At 46.3% G+C, this 15,837-nt stretch carries 15 protein-coding genes; 9 read left to right on the top strand and 6 right to left on the bottom strand.

All coding sequences use genetic code 11. The features are described 5' to 3' along the window. The first annotated feature begins 59 nt into the window (after positions 1-59). A complete protein-coding gene (locus NC996_RS13015) occupies positions 60-1,634 on the top strand; it encodes an ATP-binding protein (RefSeq protein WP_190682426.1) in 1,575 nt (524 codons plus the stop codon). A gap of 2 nt (positions 1,635-1,636) precedes the next feature. On the opposite strand, the gene NC996_RS13010 is transcribed toward NC996_RS13015, so the two are convergent. Then, positions 1,637-2,059 (bottom strand): pentapeptide repeat-containing protein, encoded by a 423-nt coding sequence (locus NC996_RS13010; protein WP_190411938.1) that lies wholly within the window; start codon positions 2,057-2,059, stop codon positions 1,637-1,639. A gap of 323 nt (positions 2,060-2,382) precedes the next feature. Between NC996_RS13010 and NC996_RS13005 the strand changes: the two genes are divergently transcribed. After that, complete coding sequence (locus NC996_RS13005; protein WP_190682423.1) at positions 2,383-2,598, top strand: RNA-binding S4 domain-containing protein; 216 nt, start codon at positions 2,383-2,385, stop codon at positions 2,596-2,598. Positions 2,599-2,602: 4 nt separating this feature from the next. Here NC996_RS13005 and NC996_RS13000 read toward each other — a convergent pair whose 3' ends face one another. The 5 genes from NC996_RS13000 to NC996_RS12980 all read right to left on the bottom strand — a co-directional run bounded on the left by NC996_RS13000 (position 2,603) and on the right by NC996_RS12980 (position 8,720). Then, on the bottom strand, positions 2,603-3,097 hold the full coding sequence (locus NC996_RS13000; RefSeq protein WP_190411775.1) for a hypothetical protein: 495 nt from the start codon (positions 3,095-3,097) through the stop codon (positions 2,603-2,605). Between the two features lie 295 nt (positions 3,098-3,392). Further along, positions 3,393-4,646, bottom strand: a complete 1,254-nt coding sequence (locus NC996_RS12995; protein ID WP_242037446.1) for a pentapeptide repeat-containing protein — start codon at positions 4,644-4,646, stop codon at positions 3,393-3,395. Between the two features lie 203 nt (positions 4,647-4,849). Next, a complete protein-coding gene (locus NC996_RS12990; protein ID WP_190411776.1) occupies positions 4,850-5,497 on the bottom strand; it encodes a pentapeptide repeat-containing protein in 648 nt (215 codons plus the stop codon). Positions 5,498-5,636: 139 nt separating this feature from the next. Continuing rightward, entirely contained in the window at positions 5,637-7,049 is a 1,413-nt protein-coding gene (locus NC996_RS12985) for a DICT sensory domain-containing protein (RefSeq protein WP_190682420.1), read from the bottom strand. Positions 7,050-7,148: 99 nt separating this feature from the next. After that, positions 7,149-8,720, bottom strand: coding sequence for a photosystem II high light acclimation radical SAM protein (locus NC996_RS12980; RefSeq protein ID WP_190526405.1), 1,572 nt, complete (start codon positions 8,718-8,720; stop codon positions 7,149-7,151). A gap of 35 nt (positions 8,721-8,755) precedes the next feature. Between NC996_RS12980 and NC996_RS12975 the strand changes: the two genes are divergently transcribed. From NC996_RS12975 to NC996_RS12945, 7 genes are all read left to right on the top strand, one after another. Next, on the top strand, positions 8,756-8,911 hold the full coding sequence (locus NC996_RS12975; protein ID WP_190536950.1) for a hypothetical protein: 156 nt from the start codon (positions 8,756-8,758) through the stop codon (positions 8,909-8,911). Between the two features lie 465 nt (positions 8,912-9,376). Then, positions 9,377-9,763, top strand: coding sequence for a DUF1830 domain-containing protein (locus NC996_RS12970; protein WP_190536951.1), 387 nt, complete (start codon positions 9,377-9,379; stop codon positions 9,761-9,763). Between the two features lie 318 nt (positions 9,764-10,081). Beyond that, on the top strand, positions 10,082-10,519 hold the full coding sequence (locus NC996_RS12965) for a DUF4079 family protein (RefSeq protein WP_190411781.1): 438 nt from the start codon (positions 10,082-10,084) through the stop codon (positions 10,517-10,519). A gap of 258 nt (positions 10,520-10,777) precedes the next feature. Continuing rightward, complete coding sequence (locus NC996_RS12960; protein ID WP_190526401.1) at positions 10,778-11,101, top strand: hypothetical protein; 324 nt, start codon at positions 10,778-10,780, stop codon at positions 11,099-11,101. A 355-nt stretch (positions 11,102-11,456) separates the two neighbouring features. Further along, the gene (locus NC996_RS12955) at positions 11,457-12,362 is read left to right on the top strand and encodes a PhnD/SsuA/transferrin family substrate-binding protein (protein ID WP_242034047.1); all 906 of its coding nucleotides are present in this window, start codon (positions 11,457-11,459) and stop codon (positions 12,360-12,362) included. 68 nt (positions 12,363-12,430) lie between these two features. Then, on the top strand, positions 12,431-14,338 hold the full coding sequence (locus NC996_RS12950; RefSeq protein ID WP_190682417.1) for an ATP-binding protein: 1,908 nt from the start codon (positions 12,431-12,433) through the stop codon (positions 14,336-14,338). 379 nt (positions 14,339-14,717) lie between these two features. Beyond that, positions 14,718-15,833: an AI-2E family transporter gene (locus NC996_RS12945; protein ID WP_190411785.1), complete on the top strand. Its 1,116-nt coding sequence runs from the start codon at positions 14,718-14,720 to the stop codon at positions 15,831-15,833. Positions 15,834-15,837 lie beyond the last annotated feature (4 nt).

Here is a 15,837-nt window from a genome sequence, read left to right as displayed (position 1 = left end):
GTAATTTCTCGGATGGTTTCATACTACGAGTATTGGCTAACTAAACTCTGAGACGTCCCATGTTCCTAAGCCGTGACAATGTGCCAATTGATGCTTCTAGCTGGGTGGAGCGGTGGAAAAAAGTCCAGAGAAAGCTTGTCAAGCGAACGATGCAGTTGCAGCAAGCCAATCGAGAACTAGCGCAGCAAATCACCGAGCGTCGGCAGGTGGAAGAGGCTTTGCGGCAAGCAGAGGAAAAGTATCGGAGTATTTTTGAAAACGCTGTCGAGGGAATATTTCAGACAACTCCGGACGGGCGTTACATGAGTGTGAATCCAGCACTGGCAAGGATTTACGGCTACGCTTCACCGGAGGAACTAATTGCCCATCTAACGGACATCAAGCACCAGCTGTACGTAGATCCCAATCGGCGTGACGAATTTCTGTATTTACTGCAAGAACACGGTTCGGTGAGTGGGTTTGAGTCTCAGGTTTATCGAAAAGACGGCAGCATCATCTGGATTTCGGAAAATGCACGGGCAATACGCCAAGAGCTGCGATCCGCGAAGCAATATGAAGCGGTAAGCAGCTATAGTGTGGCATACACTAAGGACGAGCAGTGCTTCGGTCATACATTATGCGATCGCGCGGCTGCCTTACTCTACTGCGAAGGCTTCGTCACCGACATCACCGAACGAAAATCTGCTGAAGCAGCCTTAAAAGCATCGGCAGTAGAATTCAAACAACAAGCGAACCATCTGCAATTAGCCCTGTGCGAACTTCAACAAACCCAGACGCTTCTGATCCAAAGTGAAAAGATGTCTAGTCTAGGGCAGTTAGTTGCTGGGGTTGCCCACGAAATCAACAACCCAGTTAACTTTGTTTGCGGCAATCTGGTTCATGCGAATCAATATGCCCAAGATTTGCTAAACCTCCTACAGCTTTATGGCAAACATTATCCCCAGCCAGTGCCTGAGATTGAAGAGGAAGCTGAGGCAATCGATCTGGATTTTTTAATTTCGGATTTCCCCAAAACCTTATCCTCCATGCAAATCGGGGCTGACCGCATTCAGCAAATTGTCCAGTCCCTGCGAAACTTCTCGCGGATTGACGAAGCCCAGATGAAGGCAGTTGATATCCACGAAGGCATTGACAGCACGCTACTAATTCTCCACAGCCGCTTGAAATCCAGAGGAGTCAATACGGGGATTGCCATTCTCAAAGAATACGGCGATTTGCCATCCATAGAGTGTTACGCCGGACTCCTCAACCAAGTATTTATGAATCTCATTTCTAATGCGATTGACGCCCTGGAGGAGACAGAGGCGCGAAGAGGCAGCGCACAGGAGATGCTACATTCTTCCTTGCTCGGCTCTTCCCCGGCTCCCCTGCCTTGTATTCGGATTCGTACCGATGTCCTCGACAACGGAAAAGCAAGTATCCGGATTATCGACAATGGCCCCGGAATGAGCGAAGAAATCCGCACTAGAATTTTTGAACCTTTCTTTACGACAAAGCCCACTGGTAAAGGCACGGGGCTGGGTTTGTCAATCAGCTATCAAATCATCGTCGAGAGACACGGCGGCGTTTTGAAGTGTAATTCAGCACCAGAGCAGGGAACCGAGTTCGTCATCGAAATTCCGATTCGGCAGTAAATTTAGGAATAAGTATCTTTTAGCAGGTTGGTACCGTCTAGTTTCGCGCCTGTCAGGTAAGCCCCCCAAAAGTTTGCTCCGTCCAAGTTTGCCCCGCTCAAGTCTGCTTCTGTCAAATCTGCCATTTTCAAGTTTGCCCCGCTCAAATTGGCACCCCTGAGATTTGCCCGAAACAAATTCGCTCCACTAAGATTCGCCCCGCTCAAATTTGCTCCACTGAGATTGGCTGTGCCTAAACTTGCCTCCATTAAAGAGGTTTGGCTCAGGTTAGCTCCACTCAAGTCAGTTTCGCTGAGCGATCCCTCCTGGAAGTTCGCTAGACTCAGATTTACGCCTTTAAGATCGGTTCCAATTAAGTCTGCACCTTTAAAATCTCGTTCTCCCGCCGCATATCGCTCCAGCAGTTCATCCTTCTCAACGATCATCCACTCCTCCTTTTCTGGTTGGTTAATGTAGCTTGGCGCAACTGCTGAAATTTTTGGTAGTGGTAAATCTGTAGCGCTCGGTTGGGTTTTGAGGCAGCAAAAGAGTTTTTTCTTTCAAAACTCAGACGCGAACTGACAAGTCAGCGCTAGGCTAACGCCTCGCTTCGCTGTTTTCATGCCCAAAGGGCTGTACGCTATCGCTGCAAGTCTTTTCCAACTTAAAACTTTTTACCACTTACCCAAAAACTGTTATTCCCATATCAATTAGGATTGCTATATTAGCCCTCAGCATAATACGGTTACGTTGGAGTGCAACACTTCTTATGGCGGTAAATGACAGCACAATTAAGCTCGATCAGTTTTTAAAGTGGGTAGGGATGGCGCAGACGGGTGGACAAGCTAAGCTTTTGATTCAACAGGGTTTTGTTCTAGTCAACGGCACCCTGGAAACCCGGCGAGGACGACAGTTAGTTTCCGGCGATCGCGTAATGGTGGGAAAACGAACTGTTGAGGTTGAGTTGAACAATGTTGAGTCCTAGCAACTTAGAAATTTGTTCCTTTTAACAGATGTCGTCTGATTGCGTTGACGTAAGCAAAGACTGGGAATTGATAATACTCAACAACAACATCTACGACAAAAGCAAGATGAGCTAAAAAGGTTAACCCAATCCAAAGAGTAGGCACCCAAGATAAGGGAGTACCGGGTATTGGGGGGAAAAAGTAGGTAGACAAGGCAACAAGAGTAGTCGGTAATAAGACTAAGGCAACTGCTGCCAACCCAACACCCCAACCCAACTCATTCCCCTTACGATGGGCACCTTGCCAAGTTCGACCATTCCAGCGCCAAGTTATTGGTGATGCGCTATCTGCCATTTTCACAGATTGTTGAATCGGATCGGCAGTGAAAATATGATTGCAAAAGTTACAAGCCCATGCCTCCATTAACGGCATTGCTGCAATCTCACCGTGCCGACAAACTGGACAAGTGTAAACACCGTCCAACCTAAAATTGTTGTCTGGATTTATTGAATGAAACATCCGCTTAACAAGTATGAAAATTAATCAAGGCTTTCTTTGAATTATAATAACAACCAAATATTTGCGGTTTAATCGTTGGAGTGATTTATGATTAAATCTAGACAATTTATATAAAAAAAAGACTGAAAATTTTTAATATTTATGCAGAAAAAGATTGGTGGATAGATAAAAGTTTAATCTTATCGTTGTTGCTGAAGCAGTGATTCAAGAAAGTTTGATGGGTTTACAGTGGCTGAAAATGCTGCGGTTAGTGGCTGATTTTATAGCTGGAGTGGTGACGCTGAGGTAGCGATCGCTAGTCCTCCTCAAAAATTGCCCCTCGCTGCTTGAGATCGAGCTTCATTGCCTCAGAAAGCCCCAAAACTCCTTCAAACAAAGCATCCTCCACATTTGCACCCTTGAAATCGGCACGCTTAAGCTCAGCATCTTTGAAATTTGCGCCGCTCAAGTTAGCACCGCTTAAATCAGCATCGCTGAGATTGGCAGCCGTCAGGGAGGCATTCGTCAAATTGGCATTGGGAAGGTATGCACTGGTTAAATTTGCACCGCTAAGGTCGGCACTAGTTAAATTGGCACGGGGCATTTTAGTCCGCAAATCTGCTTGAGTAAGGTTCGCGTGCAACAGATGAGCATCTCGCAGATTCGCATTACAAAGGCAGGCATGGGAAAGGTTGGCACCGCTTAAGTTGGCACGGCTCAAGTCGGCAAAGGTGAGATCGGCATTGCTGAGATTGGTATGATTGAGATCAGCGTTGCGGAGGTTGGCGCTGCGGAGGTTAACACCACTCAAGTCGGCTTCAGCAAAATCCTCAGATGGATTGATGCCCAGCATTTTCGCGCCGCTGATGAAGTCATCTGCCTTGGCTGCTGCCAATAGTTCCCGTATGATTGTCAGATACTGCTGCTGGTAATCGCGAGCCGCCGGCAAGTCTCCGAGGGCGGTGTAAGCAAGTCGGAGATTTTTAAGCGCCTGTCCTTCCCCCCGAACGTCTTGTAATTCTTTGGCGATCGCTTTTGACTGGTGAAAGCAGAGAATCGCTTTTATATGTTCTTCCAAAGAATGATAAGCCGCCCCCAAATTCGAGAGCGTTTGCACCTCACCTGGACGATCTTGGAGTTCCCGCACAATCGCTAACCGTTGTTGCTGGTACTCAATCGCTTTTGTATCCTCACCGAGAATGTAGTAAGCATTTCCCAGATTTCCCAGCGCATTTGCCTCGCCGCGCCTGTCTTGGATACGTTGAGCGATCGCTAAGTGCTGTTGATAGAATGCGATCGCCTGAGGTAAATCTCCTAAAGCCTTATACGCAGCCCCCAAATTGCCTAAAGCCGCTCCCTCAACGATACTCGCTTCGCTGCCTCGACAGAGGCTAAGTGCCTGTTGCCAAGACTGCATTGCCTCTTGTAGAGATGTAATAACCTTTGTTTCTACATACGTCTGATATTGCTCAATTCCTTGTTTCAGTAGTCGGTTCGCTTCGTCGATCATCACCGCAATGTACAGATGAAGTAAAGCTTTTCGAGGCTCAAACTTTTCGCTCCCCGGCATTGTCTTCACTCCCGAATCCTCCCCTACAAGGCAGGAACAAAGATTAAATTTTTTTAGGCTGGAGAGGGGCTGGCTCCCCTTCCCCGTAGAAAACATTTATTCGGCTTCCCTCTCCTTGTAGGAGAGGGTTAGGGAGAGGTGGGAAGGGGCTGAGGGTTAGGTTTTTTTGAGTCCACTGAGAACCGCTAGCAGCAGAGATTTTCTCAGGCTTTTGAAGCCATGCGCTCCGCACAGGTTCCAGTCAAACAAGCTCGATCCAAAGTTACACCAGTCAAGTTAACACTATCTAACTCAGCGCAGAGCAAATTTGCTCCTGTCAAATTTGCTCCGGCAAGATTTGCACCCCGCAAGTCTGCTTCTTCTAGATTTGCTTCGCTAAGCAAAGCGCCACGTAAATCCGCTTGGCTTAAGTCTGCACCTTGCAGATTGGCACCGCTCAAGTTTACACCCCGCAAGTCAGCGCTCCGCAAATCCACGCCTTGCAAGTTGACACTCATTAAGTTGGCACCACTCAAGAAAGCACCAGCAAAAGACGCTTGAGTAAGCTTGGTTCCCATCAAGTTAGCGCCTCGCAAATTTGCCCCGCGCAAGTCAGCACCGCATAAGTCAGCTTGCATCAAGTTAGCGCCCAGCAGGTTTGCCCGCAAGTCAGCGCCTACAAGTTGCGCTTCGATTAAATTTGCACCATCAAGACGGGCGCGTTCCAAGTTGGAGCCACTAAAATTTGTGCCGACGAGGTTGGCACCGGCGAGATTGATACCTCGCAAATCTACTCCTGAAAAATCTTCGTCTTCTAAATCTGTACCTGGCAGTTGCTTGAGTTTGCCGGAGCGAATTGCTTCAATGTCCATTTGCTAATTGCTAATTGCTAATTGAAGGATTGCTAATGAGGAAAAAAGTTTTAAGTTGTAAAAGGCTTGCGGTTATCGCGTCTGAGTATGGCATTAAAAAGCTCTCTTTTCACTCAAAACTCATAACTCATCACTTTCATTACCCATTGCCCATTAAGGATGGTTGCACTGCTGTACCGGCATAGAGATTTGCATCCAAGAGCCACATTCCCGCCGTCACTTTGCTTGGCGTGACAGGTAGAGTCAAACCCTGTTGCATCCCCATGACGAGGAGTGATAGAGTTTCAACCAATTTGGGATCGAAGCGATCGCCCTGTTGTTGCCGACACTCTTCCAAAGCTTTGGATAAATTCTCTTCGCTGTCGGGATTGGCATTTCTCGCTTGCGCCAGTCGCCACTGAAAGTCTGAGACTAATTCCAAAATTCTCGATTCCAAGGGAATTTCATCACCCGCTAACCCGGCTGGCTCACCCGTCCCGTTCCACCACTCGGTTTGGTGAGTGACGATTTGGGCAACTGCCCGCAGTTGTGACATTCTTCTCAATACTTGCGCTCCTGGCACCAACGGACAAGTCAGCGCACAACTCGGTGCCTCTTCGTCGTAGCGACTCGACTTAGCCGCAGCCAATACACTTTCCGCCCCTTGCAACGGATCGATGCGGTGCAGCAACCCGGCAAGGCGCAGGCGTTTCATCTGCCAAGCGGGTAAATCGAGCATTTGCCCGATCATTTCGGAGAACGCCACCACTTCTGCTGCTGCCATTGGGTTAGTGACATCTGCCATATCCATGAGTTGCGCCATCCGCAAGAATGCCTGGATTTCGTTGGAAACTAAGTTTCGATCCAGCGCTTGTTGGCGAGATCCGGCGGGGATGTCTAGATTAGTGCCGGTTGATATATCTTCTTGCCCATGCTGGAGATACTCCACTACGGAAGACACCACTGCACCGAGATTGTAAGGGGTTCCTAAGGAGGGCTGCATGGACTCCTTGCAGGCGATGAGTTTTTTCTCTAGTTCCGGGTTGTAGCGACCAATATGGGCGATCGCTATATCCACCGTTTCTTTCACTAACTCTGGCTCAAACGTCCACAGCCCATAGAATTTGCGCTCCAAGTCAGACGCGGGTAGCCCTGCTGCACCATAATCTTCTTCCGAAAGCTCTTGACACAGCACCATCGCCGTGTACGTCGGCGAAAAGATGATTAAGTGCCACTCTTGGGCAACCGGATCGGAGGGATCTAAGCCCACTAAATCCACGTTTGGGCGTTGGCTAGTTGGGTGTTCGGTAAACCCCGAATCTGACGCCGCCATAATCGCGATCTGACCTGCTTTCTGTGCGATGTCTCCATAGCGATCGGCTTCTTGCAGATACCATTTGCCTCTTTGAAAAGCGGCAATGGTCAAGGGAGAACTGTCCTCCGTTAAGATGTGGTCTTCTAGCGCATGGCACAGGGCAACGAGGGTGTTTTTGTAGTACACCCCAAATCGAATTGGTCTTTTACTCGATCTGTGGGCAACTTCTAGCTGTTGCAGAATGGAGCCTTCTAACATAATTTTGGTTTTATTAAATGAACCGCAAAGACGCAAAGAGCAAGGGAAGAAGAGCAATGCAGGCTAGGGTGGGCAATCGCTACTTAGCTATTTATGAAGCTAAGATACCGTAACTAGGTGTTTTTCTTTTGGCTGAATCGGTGCCGCAAGGGCTTCTTCTAAGTCGGCACAACCAAGTTTTTCCTCTAGGATTTTCATCACTTCTCGCCCGAAATCGTTGGGGTTTTGTTGCCATGCTTGCAGGCAAACTTCCCCAAAGAATGAGCCGAGGGGTTCTGGATTCCAAAGTAATTTTTTGGCTGTCCACGGCATAATGCTCATGGGATTGTATCCGGGTTTAAGGACATTCTGCTCGAAGGCATATTCTTCTAAATGAGTATGGGGTTGTAAACCAATAAAGAAGATTGCCGGTTCGACTTTATCTGCACCAAATATCCGCTCTAGTTCCCGGTGGTAGGCAATGGTTTGGCGAATCGTTTCATGCGTTTCGTCGATTACATTAAATGAGTAATTGACGGAAACCAAATCGTTGAAGCCTGCTGCTTTTAAGTCGCGGCAATTTTCTAAGACGGTTCGCAGGTTATAGCCCATCCGCATCTTCCGCACAAGTTCTTGGGAACCGCTGGTAATGCCGATTTCAAAGTAGTTCATGCCGGTTTTTGCCATCAAGTCGCATAACTCAGGCGTTAAATTGTCTGCCCGAATATAAGCTGCCCAATGGATATCTTTCATCCCAGCATCGAGGATTTTCTGCAATAGCTCAACGGCGTCATCGATAAATTTCCGAGCTGGGATAAACTGAGCATCAGTAAACCAGAAGTTACGAATCCCTCGGTTATAAAGTTGTTGCATCTCTGCGACAACTTCATCGGCTGGGTTAATCCGTACCTGCTTGCCCTCAATCACTGTATAAATGCAGTAACAACAGTTGTGGGGACAACCCCGCTTTGTCTGCACGCCAACGTAGAAATCTTCGTCTTGCAGATAATATTGAAACTCAGGCCAAATGGTTTCGATGTAGTCGTAATTGCAGGCGGTTTTTTCGATATTCGTAGGACGTTCGTGGATCATGCGATCGCGTGGCGTTGTCTCTCCCACCACATAGCATCGTTCATCCCGAAAATCCTGCCCTCGCAGCATTTTCTCCAGCAGCGCTTCGCCTTCACCCACCGAAACAACTGTCCCGGATGGCAGACTCTTACCGAGTTGTTCGTAAAATACGCTCACAGCACCGCCACCGACAACGGCTTTGGCTTCTGGATGATATTTTTGAGCGCGTTTGAGTCCCCGTTTGATTAATCCCAGGTTGCGCCACAGTTCGGTGTAGTATGCCGTGGTGACGCGCAACCCTCCCAGTGCCCCGCGCAATTTCAGCAGCGGATTTTTGGCGTAGTAAAACTCAAAGGCGTGCTGGAGTGGGTTGCCACCTCTGCCGCCCACGGGCGCATAAATCTGAATATCGCGCCAGGAAAATACCAGCAATGTGGGTTTGAATTCATCAACACACGTATCCAACGCCCCAGTGAAATCCAGAGGCGGCACGGTTCCTAAGTCAAAGATCCGCTGTTCGACTTCTGGGAATTGCTTGTGTACGTGATCGGATAAGTAAACCACTCCGATAGGGAAAATCGGGTTGCAGGGGAGGCGGACGTAGAGAATTCGATTATTCATCGTGGTTTTTTGTATCTAAATTTACTACTACTGAGATGGAAAGCGACAAATGCGATCGCTTTCTCAAAAATTATTCTGGCTATGACTTGCTCTCAGGATTCGAGCCATGTTTGGTATCTTTAGCGACTAGATGTGAATCCGCCATTGACCCGCAGGCATTACTGGCGACAGCAGCACCTCTGTATCTATAAATGAAATGATTCTGAAAGGTCTTTATATAACTTTACGATAACATTGACTATCCTCAGTCTTGCCCTGATTTTGGTTCTGGAGCCAAAAAAGAAAGCCGAACACTGCAAAATCGATCTCTAGTGGCAGCCGGTTCTCAACAACAAGTCAAAATTCAGCACCAATTCATTGCTTATCCTGGAAAAACCTTGGCTTCGCTTGCATTTTCATCTGGCAATGCTGGCATGAGACGTGAGGGAGGTATTTTTACCGGGAGTCATAGTGCGAGTCGGAAGCTTAAGCACGGAAAATTGCCGTTACAATCGCCAGTAGCAAAGGTTACTAAAAGGGGAATTTTTTCCTCTAACTTTGGGGGGATATCTCACCAGAATATTCAGTTGGTATTCGTGTTTACAACAAGCCGGGATCGCCGAATGTTAGCTTAGTTATGGTAATCCTAGGCAGTGGCGCAAAGCTCCTCAGCAGTTATGGCTCAAATACTCGATCCCCTTCCTTCTGGTAACAGCGATCGCATTCTGTGCTGCTACGTTAATGCTACAAGCCACATTCAAATTGCTCGGATCTCTAACGTTCCGAACTGGTACTTTGAGCGCGTTGTCTTTCCAGGACAACGCTTAGTGTTTGAAGCAATGCCCGAAGCGAATCTGGAAATTCATACAGGGATGATGGCAAGTGCCATCCTCTCAGATACCATTCCCTGCGATCGCTTGTGTATCAGTGAAGGCAATGATTCTGAGTCAAATACAATCGACCTACACGATCAAGAAAACAACGATAATACCCGAAAGCTTGAAATCCAGAAAAAGAGAAATTTAGAAACCGTAGAATCTTTAACAACCGCTTATATTGGCTAGTTTTGCTGAAAAAATTCAGTAATTTCAGGGTTGTCATAAGCGACAGCTCTTTTTTATAGGATTTTTAGCGATTAGCGATTAGCTTTTAGGGAAATTAACTGGTTAATTCTCGTATACGTAGATAGACAAATTCTTTTTTCTCAGCGATCTAGCAGTCCTATTATGATTCGTAAAAGCGAGATCCTAGGGCACCTCTTCCGAAGTCGGGGAGCTGAAGGGCTGGTATCTCTCCGCTAAAAGTAGGATTGCTATTGCACCAAGCGAACAGCTTAAGATGAAAAGTAGATGCTGCTGTAGCTGAATGTAAATAAGTAACGAGTGAATCTACCTTCTTTTCTCTGGCTCTGGAAAATTGCTGCATGGTCGATGGGCTTGTCGATATTAGCCTACCTATTGCTGGGAGTTACTGGCAGTTGGATGTTTGCGGCTCGTCAGCAAAGAAGTTCGCAACCGCGATGGTTGCGTCTTTTTCACTACGCCACTGGCGCAATTCTGGTGGCTCTCGTCTTGCTGCTGCTCGCCATTGGGATTGTCGGCACGTTAGGTCATTATGGCAGCCTCGCTCATTCGGCGCACTGGATTGCCGGGTGGGCAGTGGTTGTATTAGTGTTGCTCTCAGCGGGAAGTGCAATTCTGATTAATCCCAACCGAGCTTGGGCGCGTTCGGTTCATATTGCAACCAATCTAGTGTTATTCGTAGGATTAGCTTGGGTTTCGTTAACCGGCTGGAGCGTGGTACAAAAGTATTTACCCTAGATTTAACCTTACTAGGATGGTCACAGACTAAAGTCTATGCTGTTTAGATAACCATCTTTCTTCGCAAAGCTGGTGAGCATGGATGGGAAACCCCCGCCGCTACAGAGCTTTTTCACGGAGCAGGCTGGAAATCCGTCGGTGGGGTGAGTGGCACTAACCGAAAATTCGTGAAAATACACAAAGTTATTTCCTTAAGCGAACAGCTTAGGGTTTTTGACTCGACTAAGATGAATTAAAGTAAGCCTTTACCGCTGAGCGATGCGCGATCAAATAATCCCAGGCGTGATTTTCGTAGTAGCTCTTGCTATTTTTTTAGGCGGTATCGTGGGCGTGCGCTTCCCCCTCGGTAGTGAGAGTGCGGGGCAAGTAGTTCCTGCGGGTAGTCAAACGACAACACCATCGCCCTCTCCTACACCGACCACTACGGTTAGCCCAGTTCCAACCGTAACCCCTACGGCAACAACCCCTCCAGTAACGCAACAGCAACAACAACAACAACAACCTGCAACCCGCAGCAATCCTTATACCCCATCGCAGGTAGACCTACCACCCGAAGAAGATCCGGTGCCAGCGTTGTGGTAATCGGCTGTTAGAAATTGCAAAGGAATACAACGTGCGATGGAGTCGCTACACGAGGTTCGTGTAAGCGATCGCATTCCTCTCGCCATAAAGTCGTATCGTCGCCTACAGTAAGACAAGCGCGAACCGACAGGTCGGCGCTTCGCTATCGCCAAGGTTAATACTCATAGAAATATGGGCGGCTTTAATCTTGCGTTCTGCAAGAAAATCAGCCGCTTATGCCTGCAACTTTAATAACGACAAACCTTTTTATAAGACTTTTAAAGTTATTTTTTTATTCTACGATTAGAATTAAATAGCTTACGACCTATTCTTAACCAAAATCTAATTTTAATTAGTTAGAATTATTTCTATTTGTTTGTTGGCAAAAATTATGCGTCGCCGCCATTTTTTTTGGTATTCCCTAATATTAATCACAAGCTGTACCGCAGCAAGTAACCCTAATGATAGAGATTCGCCTTCAAATGCCAGAAATTTCCCTGAAAAGCTCCGATTTACAGTAACCGAGATTCCGAGCCTTGAAGAGTTGCAGCGTAATTATGGGGGATTGCGGACGGCACTAGAGGAGGTACTGGAAACGAAACTTGAGTTTGTTCCCGTTGAAACATACATCGCCGCCGCCGCCGCCTTACAGTCAGATCAGCTGGATCTTGTTCTCACAGGCCCCTCGGAATATGTAATCATGCGTGCTAGGACAAATGCGGTTCCTGTCATCGGCATTACTCGACCAAACTACCATGCAGCTATCTGTGTCTCTGCTAACAGCAAGATCGAGTCAGTAGCACAGTTAAAAGGTAAAAAAATTGCCATGTGGCAGTTAGGCTCAACCAGCGGTTATCTGGGTCCCACCAAGTTTTTGATTGATGCTGGATTAGATCCTAAATCTGACCTAAAAATCCTCATGTTAGGAAGTCAGGGACTACCCGCCTTGAAAAAAGGTGAGGTCGATGCTTGGGGAGGGTCTACTGTTAAGTATGAGAAATTCCTCCAAGATGAAGGCTTATCTGAGAGTGAGTTACCGCTAATCGTGAAAGGGCCGCTTCTCCCCAAGGACTTATTTGTTGCCAGTAGTAAGCTCGATCCTGAATTCGTTAAAGAGATGAGAGATCGCGCAATTAAAAATCAGGACAAACTAATTCAAAGTCTTTTATCCGTCGAGGAAGGTAAGTACAAAGGCTCTCAGATAGTTCCGGCGAATGATGCTGATTACAATATGATTCGCGAAGTCTATAAAGCTATTGGACAAGGTAGTTTTGTTCAATAGCTTTAATCGCTTGATTCGACTATTTTTGGATATTTTTCTTGTTTTTTTAAACCTCTAGACTTTCCTCAATGGATCTCAAAAGACATGGGGTTGCAGATAAGCCTAACTTAGATAACCAAGGGAACACCTTGAAATTTTCTACAAACTGGGTAAGACGCTTCATTCCGCGCTTGAGTATAGCCAAAAAAATTGGTTACGGTTATTCCTTGGCTATCGGCATAGCGGTTTTAGGAACAACGATTGGTCTAATTAGCGGAGATTATTACGAAAAGAAGGCTCAAAAGCAGCTAATAATTGCCGAGAAGCAGCAAAATCTCCTCAGTAACTTAGAAAATGCTGTTGGTGAACTGCGAGCGCACCCACAGCGGCTGGTTACTGTACTAGGAGAACCAATTTGGTTTGACTACGAAACTGCTAAATTTTTTACAAGTGTTAATCGGAGTGAGACAATATTATCAGAATTTCACTCTTTTATAGACAGCTACCCCGATAATTTAGCAACAAAGCCTACAGATTTAAAGAATTTATTGAATGGTTATGAAACCAATACCGAATCCTACACTCAGTTAATTAAGTTTCTCTGGCGGCAGATTGATCCAGCTAACTTGAAAACAGAAGAAATTTCGGTAGCGCAGCAAAAGTTCTTGAATTCTATCACAAGCAAAACAGCGACTAATATCATTGTTAGTTTCGACCGATTAGCAGAGAGTTTAACTAGGCTGAAAGAGACAGCAGAATCTCAACAGATAGAAGCAAAAAACAAGCTTGGGCAAGCCGAGACACTAAGGCTGCAAATTATTGTTGGGAGTATGCTGCTGTCAGTGGCGATCGCGGTGGCGTTGGCGATTATTACGGCTCGTGCGATCGCTCGTCCCCTCGAAGCAGTCACTCAAGTTGCCAGAGCCATCACTCAAGAATCTAATTTTGACCTCCGCAGTCCAGTTACCACTGAGGATGAAGTGGGGTCATTAGCAACCTCTCTAAATTGCCTAGTGCAGTGGGTAGGAGAATATACCCACGAACTAGAGTTAGCTCGTCAGACACTAGAGGAGCGAGTAGAACAACGAACCGAGGAATTGACACAAGCGCTTCAAGAACTCCAACAAACCCAATCTCAACTCATTCAAACTGAAAAAATGTCCAGTTTGGGAGAGCTAGTTGCAGGTATCGCTCATGAAATTAATAACCCCATCAATTTCATCTACGGTAATCTGGAACACGCTAACGTTTATACGCAAGAACTGCTTAATTTAGTACATCTGTATCGGCAGCAGTACCCTCACCCTACCCCTCTTCTTCAACACGAGATTGAAGCAATTGACGTGGACTTCCTTACGGAAGATTTTACCAAAATCCTGTCTTCTATGAAGATGGGCACTGAACGTATTCGGCAAATTGTTTTGTCTTTGCGAAACTTCTCCCGGCTAGATGAATCTGAGATGAAACCAGTCGATATTCATGAAGGGATAGAAAACACGTTGTTGATTCTCAATCACCGCCTTAAGCGGGGAATTGAGGTAATCAAAGAGTATGAAGATTTGCCTCTCGTTGAGTGTTACCCAGCTCAACTCAACCAGGTATTTATGAATATTATCAGTAATGCAATTGATGCTTTGGAAGAGACCAAGAGCAAAAATGAGAGACAGGAAGAAGCGGAAGCAATAAACAAGGGATTTCCCATCCAAAATAAAAAAATAATAACCGAAAAATCGCAGATTCTGATTCACACGGAACGGTTCAAGTCTAACTATATTCGGGTAAGAATTCGAGATAATGGTTTTGGAATTCCTTTGGAAATTAGAGACAAGCTGTTTAATCCCTTCTTCACAACGAAGCCGGTAGGTAAAGGCACTGGCTTAGGACTCTCCATCTGCTACCAAATCGTTGAAAAGCACAAGGGGAAAATCGAGGTAATTTCGGAGTTTGGACAAGGAACAGAGTTTGCGATCGCATTGCCTATAAAAACTCACAACTAGCGTTAGCTCTTAAAAGAACTGCTATAGCAATCCGATTTGAGTTGTGAGATGCCAGCGAAAGCGAGATCCTAGGGCAACTCTTCCGAAGTCCGGGATCTCGGTTTCGCTGTGAAGAGCGTATCCCTTTGCTAAGGCTACAAAAAAGGAGGCAGAAGTTTATCTGTTGCAGACAAACAACAAAATAGTATATCGCTTCACGCGCAAACCCCGTCCTCTCTATCGTTGCCTCGCAGATGGATGTTAAATTGTTTAAGATCCTCTGCAAAGACTTTCACAGCTTGCCCCCAAAGAGCGGCTGCTGTCTTGAAAGCAAAGTTTTTTCTAAATAACTTTAGCAGGAGTCCTACGACCCACTCTCCCCCATTGAGATAGAGCAAAGATGAATCGTGCCTTTTCACCCCTCCAACAGTTTCTAATCACTTGGCTGCTCGTTCTGACAAGCGGTTGGGTGACGATTTTGGCTCTGAGATATGTGGGTGAGTTGATTAGCATTTTGCTGACCGCCGGACTGATTGCATTTTTTCTTAACTATGCTGTTGCCGTTTTGCAAACTTTCTTGCCCCGGAGTGTGGCAGCAATCTTAGTTTATTTAATAGCAGGCTTAACTCTGGTACTCATTGGTCTGACTGTAGTACCGCCAGTGTTTAATCAGGGGCGGCAATTGGTGACAAATCTACCTTCGCTCCTAGAGTCTGGACAACAGCAATTAGCCGCCTTCCAAGCTTGGAGTGCCGAACACAATTTACCGTTTGACGTGCGAATTTTGGCTTCTGAGTTGTTGGCACGAGTACAAGCGCAAGCCCAAGCGATCGCTACCAGAGGTTTTGGCTTAGTATTAGGCACTTTTAACTGGTTTTTTGACTTAATTCTAATTCTCGTTATTTCTTTTTATATGCTCATTGATGGTGAGCGAGTTTGGCGGGGACTGACGAGTATTTTCTCATCCAAAATTAAAGATGGTTTGACAGAATCATTGCAACGAAATTTGCAGCGATTTGTGTCGGGTCAGGTGTTATTGGGTGTGTTTATGGCAACGACTCTTTCCCTGGCATTTTGGGCATTGCACGTGCCATTCTTCCTAGTATTTGCAGTTTTTATTGGGTTGATGGAAATCATTCCCTTTATCGGAGCAACTTTAGGAATTGCCACGGTTGTGATTGTGGTAGCGTTTATCAATTGGTTTCAGGCGCTGCAAGTCTTAGCCATAGCGATCGCACTTCAGCAGATAAAAGATAATTTGGTCGCACCCCGAATTATGGGCAATTTGACAGGTCTATCGCCAGTGATTATCTTTGTCTCTCTCCTACTCGGAGCGAAATTGGGGGGATTGTTAGGAGTGATTCTAGCAATTCCCCTAACAGGTGTCGGGAAAAGTCTTGCAGAAATTGTCCTCGATCCCATGCTGCCACCTCAAACCGGATCGTTTTTTCACAACCCCTTTGCGAAGGAAGTCGTTATCACCACAGAGGAGCAAAGGGGAATTCCTAGCAATTAGCAAT

Origin of the sequence: Trichocoleus sp. ST-U2, assembly GCF_039961875.1 — a bacterium.
Taxonomy (GTDB): domain Bacteria; phylum Cyanobacteriota; class Cyanobacteriia; order Cyanobacteriales; family FACHB-T130; genus FACHB-T130.
Note: the sequence above shows the minus strand (reverse complement) of the source record. Positions and strands in the feature narration are given on the sequence as shown.